Genomic DNA, 19,432 nt, shown 5'->3' with positions numbered 1-19,432 from the left:
CGACATGCTTCCCGTGATGATCGTGGTGATGATCGTGCTGATGGGGCTGTCGGTTCCCGTCGCCGTGGCCATCGGGCTTGCGGGCGTGGCGGGAACGGTCGGCTTTTCGAACCTGCCGCTGATCGTGGTGCCCCAACAGGCCTTCATTGCGCTCGACAAATTCCCGCTCGCCGCCATTCCCTTCTTCATCGTGGCGGGCAACATCATGGCTGCCGGCGGCATTTCGTCCAGGCTTGTCGATCTTGTGGAAAGCATCGTCGGCGACGTGCGCGGCGGCCTGCCGCTGACCTGTATCCTGGTGTGTATGATCTTCGCCGCCGTCTCCGGATCGAGCGTGGCAACCACCTACGCGATTGGGGCGATTTTGATTCCGGCGATGGTGCGGCAGAACTATCCAACCGGCTTTGCCGCATCGCTGCAGGCTACGTCGGCGGAACTGGGCGTGATCATTCCTCCTTCGATCCCCATGATCCTCTACGGCGTCTCCGCCAGCGCTCCCGTCGGCGATCTGTTCATCGCCGGCTTGGGGCCAGGCCTGCTGATTGCCGTGGCGCTTGACATCTTCGTGATCGTCTGGTCGCGGCTCTATCATCAGCCCGTTCAGTCCGAGGAGCCCGCTAAGGAATTCATGCCAAGTCTGCGGCGGGCTTCGCTTGCCCTTGCGATGCCGGTCATCATTCTCGGTGGCATCTACGGCGGCGTCTTCACGCCGACTGAAGCTGCGGTGGTGGCCGTGTTCTACGCGCTCATCGTAAGCCTTCTGGTTTACCGCGAGATGTCTTTGCGTGACCTCGCCACGGTATTGCGCCGTTCGACCCTGTCATCTGCCATCATCATGTTCATCATCTCGATGGCCGGGCTGTTTTCCTTCGTCATCACCCGCGCCGGCATTCCCGCGATGATCAGCGAGTGGATCGTGACGACCTTTGCCACTGGTCTCACCTTCCTTCTGGCGGTGAACATGCTGCTCTTCCTCATCGGCATGTTCGTGGAGACCTCGGCATCGATCGTCGTCATCGCGCCGATCCTGGCGCCGGTCGCCATGCGCTACGGCATTGATCCCGTCCACTTCGGCATGATCATGATCGTCAATCTCGCCATGGGAATGATCACGCCGCCTTTTGGCGTGAACCTCTTTGCGGCCTCCGACGTTGGCAAGGTGTCTCTGCACCGCATGGTGCCCTATCTCGTCCCACTCGTGTGCGTCGTCGTTCTATGCCTGGCGCTCATCACCTATGTGCCAATGATCAGCCTGGGATCGCTGTATCTCCTCGGTATTCGGTAGTGGTTCTGTTACTGCCTCACGATTCATCCGGAATCCAAGCGAAGTTTTTAAAGATGCGGCCGACGCTCCGATATTTGAGGTCTTCGCGCCGCCCGCCATTAGTCACGTTTGTTTTTACGGCGTCTGCAACTTGGTCGGATGCGCCGCTGCTAAAGCCTCTCTGCCCTTGTCGACCCATAGTTCGCGGGCCTGCTCACCCTGATTGCTTTTGAGCTTTTCGGCCATCCAGAGCAGAGCGCCGTAGATCATGGCGCGGTCGTCACCGGTCAGATCGACGATACCTGCCTTGACGACGAGGCCGCCGAGTTCGATCAGCTGTTTCGTGCGCTTGCGGCGCTCGACCTGCCAGGCGCGCATGTCATTGCGTGACAGTGCCGCTTGCCGGCGATTGCGCGCTGCCCGGTTGCGTTTGAGCGCCGCGAGGATTGCTCTGAGATGCCGGAGCATTTCGCCGGGATCTGCTCTCGAAAAACATCGCACCGCGCTTCGCCCATGCCTCCCGCTTTCCGGCGTCTTTCGTCTCGGTGATGGCGACCAGCGCTCCCGCCAGCTCGTCGGCGGTGAGACTGTCGGCGCCGGTAGCAATCACCAGTTCGCCGAGCTGCTGCACCTTTCGAGCTTTGAGGTCTTTGGCCTTGTCTTCCAGCGCCTTCAGTTCCGCGTTGTAGTCGCGTGGCTTGCGCATCTGCTCTCTCCATCGCCTCGTCCGTTGTCGATGCAGCGATGATAGTTGGACGCTCCGCGGAAGGCTTCCCTGTTGCCGGGACGGGTTGCGACGGCTTGGTCCATCCCGAGAATTTTTCGAGGGAGGGCGCGCTTATACGTCGTGCCGACGTGGCTGCTGCTGTGTAGATGGTTTGGTCGCGATGGCGATCTATCATCTTCACGTCAAGGTCATTGGCCGTAAGGCCGGCTCGAGCGCTGTGGCGTCCGCCGCCTACCGCTCGGCCTCGCGGCTGCGCGACGAGCGCATCGACCGTGTCCAGGATTTTTCCGCCAAGCGCGGCGTCGTCCATTCCGAGGTGCTGCTCCCCGACCATGCACCCGAAGCCTGGAGCGACCGGGAGCGGCTCTGGAACGATGTCGAAGCCTTCGAGGTACGCAAGGACGCCCAGCTTGCCCGCGAAGTGGAGTTTTCTCTTCCGCGCGAGATGACGCAGGCACAGGGCATCGAGCTTGCCCGCGACTTCGTGCAGGCCGAATTCGTCGATCGCGGCATGGTTGCCGATCTCAATGTGCATTGGGACAGGGCAGAGGATGGAAGCTTCAAACCTCATGCCCATGTCATGCTCACCATGCGGGAGATCGATAGCAATGGCGGCGAACCCGGCTTTGGCCAGAAGGTGCGGGACTGGAACACAACCGCAATGGTCGAGCGCTGGCGCGAACGCTGGGCGGAACTTGCCAACGAGCGTCTTGCCGAACTCGACATCGACGCCCGCATCGATCACCGCAGTCTGGAAGCGCAGGGCATCGAACTGGAGCCGCGGACGCAGATAGGCGCACCGGCGCAGCGCATCGAAAACATTGGCGTTGGTGAAGGTACTATCGCCGACGGGATTGCGACTACAGATGTTGCCGACCGTGCCGAGATGCACCGCGAGATCGCCCGCTACAATGGCGCGCGGATCATCGCCGATCCTAGCTTAGCACTTGACGCCATCACGCATCAGCAATCGACCTTCACCCGCCGCGACATGGCAAAGTTCGCGCATCGCCACAGCGACGGCATCGAGCAGTTCAACGAGGTCATGGGCGCGATCTCGAATGCGCCCGACCTGGTTGAACTCGGCAGCGATGCACGAGGACAGAACCGCTTCACCACTCGTCAGATGATCGAGGCCGAACAGCGCCTGCATCACGCCGCAGAATGGATGGCGGAGCGGGAGCGCCACGAGGTCAGTGATCGGGACAGAGAGATTGCTCTTGCTCGTGCTGAGCAGCGCGGTCTTGCCCTGTCCGGTGAGCAGGCCGACGCGCTTGCGCATATCACCGATGGGCGTGATCTCGGCATCGTCGTCGGCTATGCCGGCACCGGCAAGAGCGCCATGCTTGGCGTCGCGCGCGAGGCATGGGAGACAGCCGGCTACGAGGTCAAGGGTGTTGCTTTGTCCGGCGTTGCCGCCGAGAACCTGGAAAGCGGATCGGGCATATCTTCTCGAACCATCGCCAGCATAGAACTTGGTTGGGAGAATGGTCGGGACCTGCTGACTTCCCGCGATGTGCTGGTGATCGATGAGGCCGGCATGGTCGGCACACGTCAGTTGGAGCGCGTGCTTTCGCACGCGGCGGAAGCCGGCGCAAAAATCGTGCTGGTCGGCGATCCTCAGCAGTTGCAGGCGATTGAAGCCGGTGCCGCCTTCCGCTCGATCCACGACCGCCATGGCGGCATCGAGATCGAGACCGTGCGCCGCCAGCAAGAGGACTGGCAGCGTGACGCCACGCGTGATCTGGCGACGGGAAAGATCGGTGCTGCGATCGATGCCTATGATGCGAACGGCATGGTGCATGCGGCACAAAGTCGAGAACAGGCGCGCAACGATCTGATCGAACACTGGGACCGCGAGCGGCAGGCGCAACCGGATGCGAGCCGCATCATCCTCACCCACACCAACGCCGAAGTGCGGGAACTCAACGAATCGGCGCGCGACAGAATGCGGGAGGCCGGCGATCTCGGCGAGGATGTTCATGTCACTGTCGAGCGTGGGCAGCGAGCCTTCGCCAGCGGCGATCGTGTCATGTTCCTGCGCAATGAACGTAGTTTCGGTGTCAAGAACGGCACGCTCGGCATCATCGAGCAGGTCAGCGCCGAAAGCATGTCGGTGCGCACCGACGACGGGCGCTCCGTCGCGTTCGACCTGAAGGATTATGCCCATGTCGACCACGGCTATGCGGCGACCATCCACAAGGCGCAAGGGATGACGGTGGATCGTACCCATGTGCTGGCAACGCCGGGCATGGATGCCCATGGCAGCTATGTCGCCCTGTCGCGGCATCGCAGCGGCATGGATCTGCACTATGGCCGCGACGACTTCGCAACCCGGGACAAGCTTATCCGCACCCTGTCGCGCGACCGGGCCAAGGACATGGCGTCGGACTACGGACAACGCGATCCGGCCCAACACTATGCAGAGCGGCGCGGCATCACTTTCCGCCAGCGTGTCGTCGAGATCGTCCGCAAGATCGTGCCGGAGAGGCTGCGCGACCGGATCGATGGCCTGCTGGACGGAATGCGCCAGCCCGGAGACGAAGAGTCAGGTCAGGAAAGCGGGCGCCGGCCGGGAAGGGAAGATGGTGGAGCGCAGACCGGGGATGGCGTTCCCAAGCCGGAACGGGAGAGGCCGGGAAGGGAAAGGTCAGGGCCGGGCGCACAGCGCGATGCGACCGAGCCGGCAGACCGGGAGGATGCATTGCGCAAGGCACGCACGCAGGCGCTGGTGCGTCATGCGCGTGCGCTCGACGCAAGCCTCACCAGCGGAAGTGCGGACGGCCACGGCACGCCAGAGCAGACGCGCGAACTGCGCGATGCCCGCGACGCCTTCGAGACGGTGCGCCCGCACGGCTGGCGCGATGCCGAAGCGGCCTATGTGAAGAATCCCGAGTTCGTCCACGAGGCAGGCGCCGGCCGCGTCAATCGCGCCGTGCGCGCCCTTCAGCTCGAAACCGAAATCCGCACCGGACGGAGCATCGATCCAGACATCACTCCGACCCTGCGCGCCGAGCGCTTCGTAAAAACGCTGGCAGAAACTCGACCAGACCAGCCAGCGTCAATATCAGGCCGGCGATATGGCGGCCTACACGTCAACGCGCTCGGCCATGTCCGACATGGCCAAAAGTCTCGAACGCGATCCGCAACTCGAATCCATCCTTGTCAACCACAAGAAGGCGCTTGGCATCACGTTCGAATCCGGCCGGCGTCTCGGCGCCGAACTCGCGTTCAACCACGGCATCGGGCTCGGCAGGGGACGCGGTGTCGGACTCTGACCCGTCCGATTTGTGGCCCTCTCCACGCCACCTTACCACACGGCGGCGATCCCTCTTGCGTTACCGATGCCACCTTGTCTTGTCCGATCCATCAGGTCTCAGAACCACCCAGCAGGAGGCAGGCCAGCCATGCGCGAACCCGACCGTATCATCCGCAGCAAAACCGTCCTTGCCCGGACCGGTCTGTCCCGCTCGACCATGTATCGCAAGATCGCAGAGGGTACGTTCCCTACGCAGGTCAAGATCAGCATCAACGGCGCCGGATGGTATGAGTCGGAGATCAATCGGTGGATTGCTGATCCTGTCGCCTGGCGCTCCCGAGGGGAGGGAACACTGACGGCTGATTGCAATCTATAGAACGGTACGTTGCGGTCACCGGCGGGCGATCATCTCTCGGCATTCAATGACCGGTTAGGGGCCGCCAGCGGAATGGCGGGTGTTGGACGGTGTGGCAAGAAAGCTGCCGCCCCGTAAAAGGTCAGCAGCTCGATGTTCTGAATCCATGGTTCGGTCGGACTTTTCACCGTGCGTGGGCGAGCGCGTTCGATCCGGTGCCCGACTTTCATCATCTATGCGGAGGGCGACCCGCTTGGAGCCGATGCCATTGCGTTTTTCGACACGCCGAATTGTCTCAAAGCGCCGAGTATGCCTCCACGATTTCGCGATGCTCTTACTCCGACCCCGGAATCGCTCGGAAAATTTTGCTTGCATCGGCGCGCCCGGATACGTAAAACGATTTACGAAAAACGTTTTACGTTTGGCTTCTGGGAGGAGGCAAGGCTACCGTGACAGCGTCCATCAAGGATGTCGCCAAGAAGGCTGGCGTGTCCGCAGGGACCGTTTCGAACGTGTTCAGCGGCAATCGCGTCGTGCGGGCCGACTTGGTGGAGCGGGTGCGCGAAGCCGCTCGGGAGCTCGGCTATCAGCCCGATCGCGCTGCATCGCAGTTGCGGGCCGGCAAGGCGCGCATCGTGGCCGCGCTTGTGCCCGACCTCAACAACCCGTTCTTCACCAGCTTGATCGCCTCCATCGAGTCCAGCTTGCGCGCGGACGGTATGGATATCATCGTCGCCAGTTCGAATGATGATCCCGCCGAGGAACGCACCCGCCTGGCCGCCCTGCTTGCGTGGCGTCCTGCCGCGCTCATCGCCATACCCTGCGCCGACGAGTTTGCCAGCCGGGACCTGGTCGACAAAGCCGGTATTCCGTACGTTGTCGTTGATCGTGTGCCGCATCTTTTCGAGGGCGACGCGGTAACCGTTGACAATCCGGAAGCCGGCCGCATGGCGGCGGACCACCTCATTGGCCTCGGCCACCGCAATATCGTGGTGGTCGCCTCGACCATGAAGCTGAGGAACATTCGGGAGCGCTGCGAAGGTATAGAGCAGGTATTCACGGACCACGGATTGGGCCGCCCGACTTTGATCGAAGTCGGCCTGGACTTCGAGACGGCTTCCGAACGCCTGGCCGACTTCATGGAGGGCGAGCGTCAGGCTACCGCTTTTCTTGCACTCACGAACTTCGCCACCCTGGGAGTTCTCGCATCGCTCCACCAGCGAGGTCGCAGGGTCCCCGAGGACGTGTCGGTCCTCGGCTTCGATGACTATTCCTGGATGCGCGCCGTCAACCCGCCCCTGACAGCCATCCGACAGCCGGTCGAGGAGATGGGTCGCATGGCGTGGCTGCGGCTGCGCGAGCGCATCGCGGGAGAAGACGTGCCGTTCTCGCGCATGAGGTTGAACTGCAAGCTGATGGTCCGGACGTCGACGGCGCCCGCGGTCGGCTCGCCGCAAACTGACAGGCCGAGCAGTGCTGGAAGGAGTGCGCCAGCGAAAACCGGATAGAGGAGGTTCTCCCGCCAGGCGGGAGTGATCGTCTGACGATGGCGAGACATTCGAACACGGAGAGCTGCCTCCCCGTGAACAGGAAGGCTTTGCCGACATTTCGGCGCAGTCACAAGGCCTCGACCACAAAGCGCCAGAAAGCGGAGGATGAAATGAGAAATATTACCTTGCTGGGTTCAATCTCGGGAGCGGCGCTGCTGCTGGCTTCGGCCGCCGTCGCCCAGGATATCGACTGGAAATCGGAACTGGGCGACCATTCCGGCAAGACGCTGCACATGATGACGATCACCGATCCGTTCATCGATTCGATCAAGGCGACGAAGGACGGCTTCACCGACATCACCGGCGCCAAGGTCGAGGTCGATGGCTATGGCTACGATGCGCTTCACGAAAAGGAGCTCCTCGCCTGCTCGCAGAACGATAGCAGCTACGACATCTTCATCATGGACGGCATCTGGATCGGCGAACTCTCGGAGGCCGGCTGCATCGACAGCGCCGAGAAGCAGATCGCCGAAGGCAAGCCGGAGATTTTCGCCTGGGACGACTACACGCCATCGGCCGCCGGCCAGGCGAGTTGGGACGGCGAGCGCATGTGCATCCCGATCGGTATCTATTACGAGCTGATGTACTACCGCACCGATCTCTTCGAGAAGGCCGGCATCAAGGTTCCCGAGACATTCGAGGAACTCAAGCAGGCGGCCAAGACTTTCACCGACAATCCCGAATTTCCTGGCGTTTACGGGTACGCCATGAACAACAAGCGCGGCGCGGCCGCCGGCCAGCAATGGTTTGAATGGATCTACAGCGCCGGCGGCAAGCCCTGGGTTTCCAACGATATCGGATCGAAAGACCCCTACGCTGACCAGACACCGCTGCTGAACTCGAAAGAATCGGTCGATCTCGTCCAGTTCTTCAAGGACATGACCGCTTACGGTCCGCCCGGCGTGGAGTCGTTCGCCTGGGACGAACGGGCCAATGCATTCGCCGCCGGCAAGCTTGCCATGATCAATGACTGGTCCGTGCGCGCGCAGATTGCCAACGATCCGTCGCAAAGCCAGGTTGCGGGCAAATTCAAGGCCGCGCTGATGCCGCACAAGGAAGGCGCCAAGACCGTCTCGCCGGTCGGTGGCTGGGTGGCCTGCGTCAACGCGCACGGCGCGCAGAAGGACGTCGCGTGGGATTTCCTGAAGTGGTTCGGCAGCCCCGCGGTGCACAAGCAGTTCGTCATGGCAGGCGGACCGCCGAGCCGCCTGTCGGCGATGCAGGACCCCGATGTCGTCGCTAAATATCCCTGGACCGAACAGCTTTTTGAAGCCCAGAAGAACGCCTGGGTCGAGGTCCGCCCGCGCCACCCGCTGGCGTTCCAGATGATCGACACGGTTGGCGCCGATGTGAATAAGGCAATCATCGGCGAGGCCACGCCTCAGGCCGCAATGGACAACGCTCAGGAGCAGGTCACCAAACTGCTGAAGCAGAACGGCCTGCTCCAATAGGCACGGCGGATTGGGAGTCTCCCATTCCTGCCCGCCCGCCGCCGACCGGGCATTGCCGCCCGGTCGGAAGTTTCACGGGGAATTCATTGAATGGCCAGTTTGGTTTCCGGCACGACGAGCGATATGACGCCGCGACCGTCACGGCGCGCCTTCTACACGGGCGATCGATTCCAGGCCGCCGCCTTCATCGTGCCGTCCTGTATTTTTCTGGCGCTTCTGACCATCTGGCCCTTTTTTTATTCGGTCTATCTCAGCCTTCACAGAGTGCGCCTCACCGCCCTCAAGCGCGCCGTCTTCGTCGGTTTCGAGAACTACTGGAACCTCGTTACCGATACGCTTTTCCAGCACGCGCTGCTCAACACGCTGATGCTCGCGACAGCGTCGATCGCATGCGAGATCATTATCGGCTTCGTTGTCGCCAAAGCGTTCGTCAGCATCGCCCATCTTCGCTGGTCGAACTGGCTGCGTTCCTTCTTCCTGATGCCGATGATGGTGACGCCGCTGATCGTCGGCATGATCTTCGCCTATGTCTTCAATCCCGTCCTGGGTATCGCCAACTATCTGCTGAATTCCGTCGGTCTTGCGCCGGTCTCATGGTTCGGCGATCCGTTCCCCGCCATGCTCTCGATCCTGTTGATCAATGTCTGGCAATGGACGCCCTTCATGATGTTGCTGATCATGGCGGGGCTGTTCTCGATCCGCTCCGATCTCTACGAGGCGGCGCGCGTCGATGGCGCGAAGTGGCACCATATCCTGCGCTTCCTGGAAATTCCGTCGATCCGCGGCATCGTGCTTCTGGGCATCATCTTGCGCATCATCGACACGCTTCGCTTCTTCGATGTCGTCTATGTGACCACGCGCGGTGGGCCGGGCGACTCGACCATGGTGTTGACGCTCTATGCCTATCAGCAGAATTTCCAGTTCTTCCAAGCGGGAACCGGCTCCGCGGCCGCCGTGATCATCCTCGTCATATCGATCGTCATCACGACCTTTGCCGTGCGGCTTTTGCGGAGGATCGAAAATGACTAGCGCCTTTCGTCTCCGCGATCTCGGCCCACTGATCCTGGTCCTGCTGTTCGTCTTCATTTCGAGCGCGCCGCTTCTGTGGATCTTCCTCGGCGCGTTCAAGACGACGGCGCAGATCATTTCGATTCCGCCTGTCTGGGTACCCGACTTCACCTATCTGAACAATTTCCGGGACGTGCTTGGCCAGTTCTGGCCGTTCATCGTCAACTCGCTGATCGCGACGGTCGGAGCGACGGCTCTCGCCCTGCTGCTTGCCGTTCCGGCCGCATTCGGGCTGGTCAACTTCAGCTTCAGGGGTCGCGCGGCGATCGCCGATTGGATCCTGTCGACGCGCATGATGCCGCCAATCGCGGCGGCGGTGCCCCTGTTCGTGATCTTCCGTGGAGCCGGGCTGCTCGACACCCTGCCGGCCCTCATCATCGCCTATGCCGGTTTCAACCTGCCATTCGCCATCTGGATGTCCATGTCGTTCATCCGGCGCGTCCCGCAGGAACTGATAGAGGCGGCACGGCTGGAAGGATGTACCTGGTTGCGTGTGCTGTGGGAAATCGTCCTGCCGCTTTCCAAGAGCGGATTGGCGGCGGTCGCCACCTTCGTGTTCATCTTCGCGTGGAACGAATTCATGCTGGCTCTTTTCCTCACCACCCGCGAGGCGAAGACGTTCCCGGTTGTGATCTCTTCCTTCATCGGCACTGGCCGCGTCTATTGGGAATACATCACCGCCGCCTCGGTCATCCAATGTCTGCCGCCGGTGCTGTTCACCTTCTTCATGCAGAAACACATCGTCTCCGGCATCACGATGGGTGCCGTGAAAGACTGATCGATAACTCTTTTCGGAGAAAGACCAACATGATCCCGAGACGCGGAGAAAATCATACGGCGCTCGTTACCGGCGCGTCGCGAGGCATAGGGCGCGCGATCGCCGAAAGGCTCGCGGCCGAGGGCTATCGGGTCTTCGCCAATGACCTCGAACGGCAAGCGTCGGAACTGGCGGATCTCGTCGCCGAAATCACCAAATCCGGCGGCCGGTGCGAAGCCGTGTACTGCGATGTCAGCAATCCGCGATCGGTCGAGGACATGGTTCACGGCTGCCTCGTCGCAGCCGGCTCGATCGATCTTCTGGTCAACAATGCCGGTGTCCTGTCGGTTCATCCTGTAGCCGAGATCGAGCCGGATGAATGGGACCGCATGTTCGACGTCAACACCAAGGGGACATTTCTCGTCACCAAAGCGCTGCTCGGACATTTCCGCGGCCGCAAAGCCGGGCGCATCGTCAACATAGCCTCGATCGGCGGCAAGCGCGGCGGCCCTGGTCAGTCGCACTACTGCGCATCGAAGGCGGCCGTCATCAACTTCACTCAGGTACTGGCAATGGAAATCGCAAGGGACGGGGTAACCGTCAATGCCGTCTGCCCGGGCATCATCGACACGGACATGGGCCGCAACAACTATCGCAATGAAGAATCCCTGCGCCAGGTGAAGGAAAAGACCGCCATGGGCCGGCTCGGCTATCCGGCCGATGTGGTCGGCGCCGTCGCTTTCTTCGCGTCCGACGACGCAGCTTTCATCACCGGACAATCGCTCAACGTAGACGGCGGAATCATTTTCCACTGAAGCCGCGTCGGCAAAGGAACTGACAATGGGCGAGATCTGCCTCAACAATGTCGTGAAACGCTTCGGCACCCTTTCAGTGATCAAGGATATCAGCCTTACGGTGGCCGAGGGCGAGTTCGTCGTTTTCGTCGGACCGTCCGGCTGTGGCAAGTCCTCCTTGCTGAGGCTCATCACGGGACTGGAGGAGCTGACCTCCGGGAGCATCCTGATCGACAAGCAGGACGTCTCAAACCTGCCCCCTTCGGAACGCCGGCTTGCCATGGTCTTCCAGTCCTATGCGCTGTTTCCGCACATGACCGTCGCGCAGAATATCGGCTTCGGCCTCCGGGTCGCCGGCATGCCGAAAACCGCGATCCGAGAACGAGTGGAAGCGGCGGCGCGTACGCTGGAGCTGGACAGCTATCTCGATCGTTATCCGCGCCAGTTGTCCGGAGGACAGCGCCAGCGCGTCGCCATCGGACGCGCCATCGTACGCCAGCCAAAGGCCTTCCTGTTCGACGAACCGCTGTCCAATCTCGATGCGGCGCTTCGCGTCCAGATGCGCATCGAACTGATCCGTCTGCATGACGAGCTCAAGACGACCATGATCTATGTCACCCATGACCAGGTCGAAGCCATGACCATGGCGCACCGCATTGTCGTTTTGAACGAAGGAAGGGTTGAACAGTTCGATACGCCTATCGCGCTGTACGACCGGCCGGCGAACCGTTTCGTGGCGGGCTTCATCGGCTCGCCGAAGATGAATTTCATTGAAGGAAAGGCCTCCGGCGCCAGGGATTTCGATGTCGCTGGCTGCAACGTTGAAATATCGGATCTGCTTGACCCGATGCCGGCCGGACCGCTGACGCTCGGGATCAGGCCTGAGCATATCGACTACGACCGGACCGCAGGGTTGTGGAAAGGGCGCATCCTGATCGAGGAGCAACTGGGCAGCGACGCCTATTTCACCGTCGAGGTCGCGGAGATCGGTCAGCTTACGGTTCGTGCCGTCGGCGAGCGCGGCTATCGCCGCGGTGACGAAATTCACCTGACACCACGCCCCGGCCACTGCCATCTGTTCGACGGCGATGGCATCGCCCTGAGGCGCGCCGCCGCGCCGGAGAACCGGACGGCTTCGAGCCGGTCGCGCACCTGAGAAATACCCCCTTCTCCGCCGGAGGAACGAAGATGTACATGGATAAACTCAAGCTGGAAGGCCGCGTCGCCGTCGTGACCGGCGGTGGGCGCGGGATCGGGCTCGCCATCGCCGAAGCGCTGGCCGAGGCGGGCGCGCGTCTGGTGCTGCTCGACCGTGAAGACGACGTGCTGGAAGCCGGCCGGGCCGCTCTTTCGGCAAAGGGACGCGATGTGACGTGCATCGTCGCCGATGTGACGAAGCCGGAAGACATCCAAAGCGCGGCCGACCGCGTCGCGGCCGATCACGGCGCGATCGACATTCTTGTCGCCAATGCGGGCATAGGCCGCGCGCCGACCGCCGCCGAAGAGATTTCCGACGCGGATTGGCTGGCGGTCAACGACGTGAATCTCAACGGCGTCTTCTGGTGCGACAGGGCCTTCGGTCGACACATGCTCGCGCAAAGGCGCGGCGCCATCGTCAACATCGGCTCGATGTCCGGCCTTATTGTCAACCGGCCGCAAGGCCAGTCGCACTACAACGCCTCGAAAGCGGCCGTCCATCACCTGACCAAGTCGCTCGCGGCCGAATGGGCGGACCGCGGTGTGCGCGTGAATGCGGTCGCGCCAACCTATATCGAGACACCGCTGATCGCCCATGCTGAGGCGAGCGGCCTTGCCGACATCTGGCGGCGCGACACGCCGATGCACCGCTTCGGTCAGCCGCATGAGGTCGCCAGCGTGGTGCATTTCCTGGCCTCTGACGCCGCGAGCCTCGTGACCGGCGCCGTCGTTCCCGTCGATGGCGGCTTTACCTGCTGGTGAGTGAAATTTCGGATCTTTTGCATGTTGAAAGGGAACATCCATGAATAAACTTGGCGTCCACGCACTCGTCTGGGAGGCAGGCTGGAGTCATGACGAATGCAGCCGGGCGATCGCCAGAACCGCGGAGGTCGGTTACGATTTCATCGAGGCGCCTGCCCTCGATCCCGGATCTATTGACGTCGATTTCACCCGCCGCCAGCTCGAAAAGAATGGCATAGGCATCAATTTCTCGCTTGGCCTCGACGCCGATACCGACATTTCCAGCGGCGATCGGGAGAAAGCCGGAAGGGGCACGAAAAGGCTTGAGGACGCGATCGCCCTGGCGCGCGACCTTGGGGCGACGCATGTGTGTGGCATCCTGCATTCTGCCTTCCAGAAGAACGCGGTGCCGACGACCGCTGCCGGGGTGGCAATGTCGGTGGACATCATCGGACACGTTGCGGAGATTGCCGCCAGAAGCGGGATCACGCTCGGCCTCGAAGTGGTGAACCGCTACGAATCGAACGTCCTCAACACGGCCTCGCAAGCCGTGGAGTTCTGCAGGCGCGTGAACGCCCCGAACGTCAAGGCGCATCTTGATGTCTATCATATGAACATCGAGGAATCCGACATCGCCTCTGCGATCAGGGACACGGGCGACTACCTCGGCTACTTCCATACCGGCGACTCGCACCGAGGCTATATGGGATCCGGTTCGATCGACCTCGCCCAGGTATTCCGGGCGCTTGTCGCATCGGGTTATGAAGGACCCATCGCCTTCGAAAGCTTCTCCTCGCGGGTCGTCGGCCAGCCGCTTGAAGGCATCCTCGGCATCTGGCGCAACCTCTGGGAAGACGGGCAGGATCTTGCTGCCCACGCGCTGATGTATACACGCGCGCAGCTCAAGTCGGCTCAGGAGACCCTCAAGCAGGCGGAGCGGAGCCGCCTGCCGTAATGCCGGATGCTGCTCTGCAAACCGATCTTGGCACCCTGTCAGCTTATCTGCGACAGACCCAGGGGCCATCCCGGCGGCTGGTCGCGATCGCCGGCGCGCCCGGTTCGGGCAAAAGTATGTTTGCCAGGCGGTTGAGTGAAGACCTCAACCGGGTTTGGCGCGACATCAGTCAAGTCCTGCCCATGGACGGCTATCATTTCGACGACGCCGTCCTGATCGAACGGGGCGAGCGGGCCCGCAAGGGCGCGCCTCACACCTTCGACGTCGGCGGCTTTGCCGTCATGCTCGATCGTTTGCATGCCGACGATGGCAGCGAGATCGCCATCCCGGTTTTCGACCGGTCGCTGGAAATCGCTCGCGCCGGTGCGGAGATTGTCTTGCCTTCGACGCGCATCGTTCTCGTCGAAGGCAATTACCTGCTGCTCGACGATCCGGCGTGGGCCGCCTTGCGATCACGCTTCGATGTAAGCGTCTGGCTGGATGTGCCTCGTCTTGTCCTGGCCGACCGGCTGGTTCGGCGCTGGAGCGATCTTGGCCTGTCATCCGACGAGATAAGGACCAAGGTCGAGGCGAACGATCTGCCTAATGCCGATATGGTGATCGCGCAAAGCTGTCCGGCGGCTTTTTCAATCCGCAATTTCTGACACTGTGACATGCCACTGAGTTCTCATCCAGCGGCGATTAGAGCCTCGACCGCTTTTGCTCCGGTTCCATTCCTTAGACCGCCGGAAGGTAGAGTTTCCCGGCCTTTTCACGATGGCGGGCTGATGGCGCCATCGGGATTGAGCAACGAGATCGGCACATTGTGCCCGATCGCCCTATGCGGGCGCACCTCGTTGTAGTATCTGCGCCAATCATCAATCTTTTCGGCCGCATCGGCAAGCGTCAGGAACTAGTGGGCGTTCAAGCACTCCGCCCGGAAGCGACCGTTGAAGGCTTCGATGTAGGCGTCGTCGGTTAGCTTGCTTGGCCGACTGAGTCGAAGGTCACCCCTTTCGGTCGCGGGAGACGAACTCTGAGTCTTGGTCGAAGCGAATCGTCTCCGGATAACCGATCATCGGACAGATCTTTTCCAATGCCCTGACCACGTCCTCGGCGCGATAGCTGAATCGGGGATCACGCACGGGCACGAAGCGGGTGAACGTGTCGACAACTGTCAGGACACGAATCTTCTTGCCCGTAGCGAGCTGATCGTGGACGAAGTCCATGGCCCAGACATCGTTCGGCCCGACGGCTTCCTGGCGGTCCTCCCGAAGCTTCGCCTTCACCCGTCGCTTTGGCATCTTGCTCCTGAGCTGCAGGCCTAAGTTCAGAGCAGGGCAGGGGCGGTTGGTCTTGGTTCTGGACGCATGGAGCCCACCGTTTCCTGTCTACCACCTCTATTTTCCGAGCCGCCGTCAGATGTCGCCGGCACTAGGCATAGAGGCCCTGCGATACCGGGAGTCTAGTTCTGTTTGTCAATTCGATCCTCTTGGCTAAGGCCGTGCAGTACCTAACTCGCAGACGAGCGCGACCGCCGCTTCAGATCTGAAAACACCTCCTTCACCCAATTCAGGAACACCTCAAGGCGGCGCGAAAGGACTTGGTCACCGGCGTGGATCGCATTGAGAGGCAGCGGCTCCGGCGGCGCATCTGGCAGCAGCTCGACGAGCGCGCCGCTGGCGAGGTCGTCCGCGAAGCGGTAGCGTGGCGCCTGGATGAGGCCGAGGCCCTGCCGGGCCAGCGCCGCGGCCGTATCGGAATTGTCGGTCGAGACCAAGGCGGGCAATCGGCGCGATACCGTCACACCACCATACCGAAAATCCAGCGGCATCACCTCGCCGGTGCGCGATGAGATGAAGCCTACCATCCTGTGGCCCTCTAGGTCGTCGATGTTGCGCGGCTCGCCATGGCGCGAGATGTAGGCCGGGCTCGCGCAAGTGACTTCCGGCAGTTCGCCCAACTGCCGCATGCGCAGGCTGCTGTCCTGCGGCTGCCCGGCGCGGAGCGCGCAATCCACCCCTTCACGCACGATGTCCACCAGCCGGTCACTCTGCGTGAAGGCGATCGTCAGGTTTGGGTAACGGGAAAGGAACTCCGGCAGGCGCGGAACGAGGAAGGTCCGCGTGAGTTGCCCCGACGCCTCGACGCGTAGGTGCCCGCTGGGGCTCGCGCTGGCGAAGCGGCCGAAGGTATCCTCCACCTCGGCGAGGATCGCCCGCGCCCGGCGATACAACTCCGCGCCTTCCGGCGTCGTCGTGACCTGCCGCGTCGTGCGTGCCAGCAGACGAACGCCGGTCTCCCGCTCCAGCTCGTTGATCGCATTGGTCGCGGTGGACCGCGCCACATGCAGCTCCTGCGCCGCGCGAGCGAAACTGCCGCCTTCGACGATGCGGGCGAAGAGTTCGAGGCGGCCCAGCCTGTCCATCGGCTAATTGTTAGCGGAAATCGAATTGTCATGTCAATTATCAGCCAATTGTTCTGATGATGAGACACCTCTATCTGTCCCTACAACAGAAAGGAGATTGTCATGACCCAGCGACAAAAATCGGCAATCGTAACTGGCGCCTCCCGCGGGATCGGCGCTGAGATTGCCCGCCACCTAGCCGCTGACGGCTTCGCCGTGGCTGTCAATTACGCCAGCAGCCCGGATGCAGCCGAGGCCGTCGTGGCGGAAATCGCAGCGCGCGGCGGCGGTGCCACGGCGATCCACGCGGACCTCAATGATCCAGTAGCGCCTCGCGCGCTCTTCGATGCGGCGGAGGCCGCATTCGGAGGGGTCGACATCCTCGTGAACAATGCAGGCGTGATGCAGCTTGCTCCCGTCGCGGAGGCCGGGGACGACATGATCGACACCCATCTCGCCCTCAACCTCGTCGCCCCCTTCCGACTGATGCGAGAGGCGGCGCGGCGGCTGCCCGAAGGCGGGCGGATCGTGAACCTCTCGTCCTCCGTGGTCGGGCTTTACCAGCCGGGCTACGCTATCTACGCCGCGACAAAGGCCGGGATCGAGGCGATGACCCATGTCCTTGCCAAGGAGCTCGGACCAAAGGCGATTACCGTCAACGCGGTCGCACCAGGCCCTGTTGGAACCGAGCTTTTCCTGAAGGGAAAGAGCGACGATCTCGTGTCCAGGATCAAGGGCATGAATCCGTTCGGCCGGCTCGGTACCCCCGAGGACATCGCCCGCGTCGTGACATTCCTTGCAAGCGATCAGGCAGCCTGGATCAGTGGGCAGGTCATCCGCGCCAATGGAGGGGTCGTCTGATGGTCCGCGTCCTGATCACCGGTGCGTCAAGCGGGTTCGGCGCTATGACGGCAGAGGCTTTGGCCCGTGACGGCCACCGGGTCTTCGCCTCGATGCGCGATCCCGGAGCCCGGGGCGATGCCTCCGTCGCGAGGGTCGCTCAGCTCGCAACGGAGGGATTGGCGATCGAGGCCATCGCGCTCGACGTGACCGACGACCGCTCCATAGCCACGGCCGCCGCTCGGATCGGCGAGCGGGCGGATGGGCTTGACGTGCTGATCCACAATGCGGGTCACATGGTCTTCGGTCCGGCCGAGGCCTTCATGCCCGAACAGCTCGCCCATCTCTACGACGTGAACGTGCTCGGCACGCAGCGGGTAAACCGGGCCTTCCTGCCCGCAATGCGAGCGGCGCGGGACGGGCTGGTGATATGGATCGGCTCAAGTTCCACCCGCGGCGGCACACCGCCCTTCCTCGGCCCCTATTTCGCCGCCAAGGCGGGCATGGACGCGCTGGCGCAAAGCTACGCGCTGGAACTCGCCCGCTTCGGGATCGAGACCAGCATCGTGGTGCCGGGCGCTTTCAGCGCAGGGACGAACCACTTCGCTCATGCCGGCACACCGGAAGACGCGGAGCGTGCCGAAGCGTGGTGGGGCGGGCCATACGCCGGTCTCGACCATGCGGTGCTCGACGGGTTGGCGGCGCTTGAGCCCGCGGATGCCGATCCTGCATCCGTAGCACGCGCGATCTCGCGGATCGTTTCCCTGCCGAAGGGCGGCCGCCCGTTCCGAACCCATCTCGATCCATCCCAGGACGGAGCCGAGATTGTCAACGGCGTGGCTGATCGTGTCCGCGCCCAGCTTCTGGAGCGGATCGGCCTCGCCGACCTTCTCCACCCACATCCCTGAACAGGAGAGAACCATGCCCTTCGTGAACATCAAGACCCCCGAAGCTGCGCTGAGCGCTGGACAGAAGGCCGAGATCGGCCACCGCGTGACGGAGCTTCTCGTAGAATATTTCTCCGAAGCGGCCCGGCCGCATACGATGGTGCTGATCGAGGAGGTGAAGGACGGCGGCTACTACCGCGCCGACGAGACCTTCATCCTCCCCGACGCTTACCGAGCCAGGTAGCGCGCGTCGTCACCCGGTCGCCGCGCGCCCTGTTGCAGGTCGAGGAGAGCTTCCGGTGAGATTACACGTCTTCCGACCCGTCTGTGGACGGTCGGATGGGGCACGTCGTTGCCCAAGGCGAGATGCAGCGCTGGCTTACTTTTCGCTAGCCCCAGTCAGGTCCGGCAGCCTTGCCATCATATTTGGCAAAGCAGTCGGTCCGCGTACGGGTTGAGCGACCCACAGCGCGAACGACCGACTTAAGGGCGCATGACGGAAATCAGTTCTGTCGAGTCCGGGGCCGGTAGCAGAATTGCAGCTTGCGGACATTTGAGGCGGAAAGCTGCCGTTCGTTCCTGCAGCCGGTCAACTAAGCGTGCGGGTGTGGTGTCGCATGGCGACCGCCTGATGTTGCGAGGCCTGACTGAGCGTAGCGGGGCATGCTATCCTAGCTGGCTGGGCGGCGGACCAAGTACGATTCGACAATGATCTCGACCATCGTCGTCCGCCCTCTCTCAGTTATCCCAATGAACCCCGGACAGCACACGGCCACCCTCCGGGAGGACCAGAAATGGCTCGGCGAGCGGCCGCTGGTTTGACCCGGTGATGCGCCGCCATTGAACGGTCTCGTCGAAGGCCCATGCCTCGTCGGGCGGGCTTTCGGGAACGAAATAATGGCAGTAGACAAAGCGCAGCGGCTTCCCCTTCGCATCGAACCGACCTGTGCTCGCCAGGATCTTCTCGTAACGCGCCTTTTCCACCTCATCGCCTTCCAGGGCCTCGAATGTCAATCGGCGCGCAAAGTTGACCCCGGATCGGCGTCCAATATTGACCCCCTTTTGGGGCACGACGGTAAGCGCCCGACCGGGTGGAGCTGGTCGGGGTTGCGCAGCCCGGTCGGGCGCGTTGGTTAGGCTCCCCGGCTTTAGTTTTGAGAGCGGTTCTTGAAGCGCCAGGATTCGTTGCCGGTCTCGATGA

The 19,432-nt window shown here is 62.3% G+C and carries 17 protein-coding genes and 3 pseudogenes; 15 read left to right on the top strand and 5 right to left on the bottom strand.

The window, feature by feature from the left end:
* Positions 1–4: 4 nt before the first annotated feature.
* Positions 5–1,285 carry a TRAP transporter large permease gene (locus tag ABMA46_RS20220; protein ID WP_349001806.1) on the top strand — a complete coding sequence of 427 codons (1,281 nt, stop codon included), beginning with the start codon at positions 5–7 and terminating at the stop codon, positions 1,283–1,285.
* 114 nt (positions 1,286–1,399) lie between these two features.
* Here ABMA46_RS20220 and ABMA46_RS20215 read toward each other — a convergent pair whose 3' ends face one another.
* Together ABMA46_RS20215 and ABMA46_RS20210 are read right to left on the bottom strand one after the other, a co-directional pair.
* Positions 1,400–1,642, bottom strand: a complete 243-nt coding sequence (locus ABMA46_RS20215; protein WP_349001805.1) for a conjugal transfer protein TraD — start codon at positions 1,640–1,642, stop codon at positions 1,400–1,402.
* A gap of 1 nt (position 1,643) precedes the next feature.
* Positions 1,644–1,970 carry a conjugal transfer protein TraD gene (locus ABMA46_RS20210; RefSeq protein ID WP_349001804.1) on the bottom strand — a complete coding sequence of 109 codons (327 nt, stop codon included), beginning with the start codon at positions 1,968–1,970 and terminating at the stop codon, positions 1,644–1,646.
* Between the two features lie 181 nt (positions 1,971–2,151).
* Here ABMA46_RS20210 and traA point away from each other — a divergent pair.
* The 11 genes and pseudogenes from traA to ABMA46_RS20155 all read left to right on the top strand — a co-directional run bounded on the left by traA (position 2,152) and on the right by ABMA46_RS20155 (position 14,762).
* A pseudogene (gene traA / locus ABMA46_RS20205) lies at positions 2,152–5,269 on the top strand (Ti-type conjugative transfer relaxase TraA).
* A 129-nt stretch (positions 5,270–5,398) separates the two neighbouring features.
* A complete protein-coding gene (locus tag ABMA46_RS20200) occupies positions 5,399–5,626 on the top strand; it encodes a helix-turn-helix transcriptional regulator (RefSeq protein ID WP_349001803.1) in 228 nt (75 codons plus the stop codon).
* 428 nt (positions 5,627–6,054) lie between these two features.
* The gene (locus tag ABMA46_RS20195; protein ID WP_349001802.1) at positions 6,055–7,113 is read left to right on the top strand and encodes a LacI family DNA-binding transcriptional regulator; all 1,059 of its coding nucleotides are present in this window, start codon (positions 6,055–6,057) and stop codon (positions 7,111–7,113) included.
* Between the two features lie 152 nt (positions 7,114–7,265).
* Entirely contained in the window at positions 7,266–8,606 is a 1,341-nt protein-coding gene (locus ABMA46_RS20190) for an extracellular solute-binding protein (RefSeq protein ID WP_349001801.1), read from the top strand.
* Between the two features lie 90 nt (positions 8,607–8,696).
* Positions 8,697–9,635: a carbohydrate ABC transporter permease gene (locus ABMA46_RS20185; RefSeq protein ID WP_349001800.1), complete on the top strand. Its 939-nt coding sequence runs from the start codon at positions 8,697–8,699 to the stop codon at positions 9,633–9,635.
* Positions 9,628–10,452: a carbohydrate ABC transporter permease gene (locus ABMA46_RS20180; protein WP_349001799.1), complete on the top strand. Its 825-nt coding sequence runs from the start codon at positions 9,628–9,630 to the stop codon at positions 10,450–10,452. Before ABMA46_RS20185 ends, ABMA46_RS20180 begins: the two co-directional genes overlap by 8 nt.
* A 29-nt stretch (positions 10,453–10,481) precedes the next feature.
* Positions 10,482–11,246 (top strand): SDR family NAD(P)-dependent oxidoreductase, encoded by a 765-nt coding sequence (locus ABMA46_RS20175; protein ID WP_349001798.1) that lies wholly within the window; start codon positions 10,482–10,484, stop codon positions 11,244–11,246.
* A gap of 25 nt (positions 11,247–11,271) precedes the next feature.
* Positions 11,272–12,381: an ABC transporter ATP-binding protein gene (locus ABMA46_RS20170; RefSeq protein WP_349001797.1), complete on the top strand. Its 1,110-nt coding sequence runs from the start codon at positions 11,272–11,274 to the stop codon at positions 12,379–12,381.
* Positions 12,382–12,413: 32 nt separating this feature from the next.
* Positions 12,414–13,184: an SDR family NAD(P)-dependent oxidoreductase gene (locus ABMA46_RS20165; protein ID WP_349001796.1), complete on the top strand. Its 771-nt coding sequence runs from the start codon at positions 12,414–12,416 to the stop codon at positions 13,182–13,184.
* Positions 13,185–13,224: 40 nt separating this feature from the next.
* Positions 13,225–14,118 carry a sugar phosphate isomerase/epimerase family protein gene (locus ABMA46_RS20160; RefSeq protein ID WP_349001795.1) on the top strand — a complete coding sequence of 298 codons (894 nt, stop codon included), beginning with the start codon at positions 13,225–13,227 and terminating at the stop codon, positions 14,116–14,118.
* Positions 14,118–14,762 (top strand): nucleoside/nucleotide kinase family protein, encoded by a 645-nt coding sequence (locus tag ABMA46_RS20155; RefSeq protein ID WP_349001794.1) that lies wholly within the window; start codon positions 14,118–14,120, stop codon positions 14,760–14,762. Before ABMA46_RS20160 ends, ABMA46_RS20155 begins: the two co-directional genes overlap by 1 nt.
* A gap of 107 nt (positions 14,763–14,869) precedes the next feature.
* Here ABMA46_RS20155 and ABMA46_RS20150 read toward each other — a convergent pair.
* Positions 14,870–15,428: pseudogene (locus ABMA46_RS20150) on the bottom strand (integrase core domain-containing protein); the annotation flags it as partial.
* A 182-nt stretch (positions 15,429–15,610) separates the two neighbouring features.
* Positions 15,611–16,525 carry a LysR family transcriptional regulator gene (locus ABMA46_RS20145; protein WP_349001793.1) on the bottom strand — a complete coding sequence of 305 codons (915 nt, stop codon included), beginning with the start codon at positions 16,523–16,525 and terminating at the stop codon, positions 15,611–15,613.
* Between the two features lie 102 nt (positions 16,526–16,627).
* Here ABMA46_RS20145 and ABMA46_RS20140 point away from each other — a divergent pair, with 102 nt between their 5' ends.
* The 3 genes from ABMA46_RS20140 to ABMA46_RS20130 are packed head-to-tail and all read left to right on the top strand — an operon-like array spanning position 16,628 to position 18,475.
* Complete coding sequence (locus tag ABMA46_RS20140; RefSeq protein ID WP_349001792.1) at positions 16,628–17,365, top strand: SDR family oxidoreductase; 738 nt, start codon at positions 16,628–16,630, stop codon at positions 17,363–17,365.
* Complete coding sequence (locus ABMA46_RS20135) at positions 17,365–18,252, top strand: SDR family oxidoreductase (RefSeq protein ID WP_349001791.1); 888 nt, start codon at positions 17,365–17,367, stop codon at positions 18,250–18,252. Before ABMA46_RS20140 ends, ABMA46_RS20135 begins: the two co-directional genes overlap by 1 nt.
* A 13-nt stretch (positions 18,253–18,265) precedes the next feature.
* A complete protein-coding gene (locus ABMA46_RS20130; protein ID WP_349001790.1) occupies positions 18,266–18,475 on the top strand; it encodes a tautomerase family protein in 210 nt (69 codons plus the stop codon).
* Positions 18,476–18,969: 494 nt separating this feature from the next.
* Here ABMA46_RS20130 and ABMA46_RS20125 read toward each other — a convergent pair.
* Positions 18,970–19,432, bottom strand: a pseudogene (locus tag ABMA46_RS20125) (hypothetical protein); the annotation flags it as partial.

Origin of the sequence: Mesorhizobium hunchu (assembly GCF_040081975.1) — a bacterium.
GTDB classification, from domain to species: domain Bacteria; phylum Pseudomonadota; class Alphaproteobacteria; order Rhizobiales; family Rhizobiaceae; genus Mesorhizobium; species Mesorhizobium hunchu.
The sequence above is the reverse complement of the archived record's forward strand: the minus strand, read 5'-3'. Positions and strand labels throughout refer to the sequence as shown.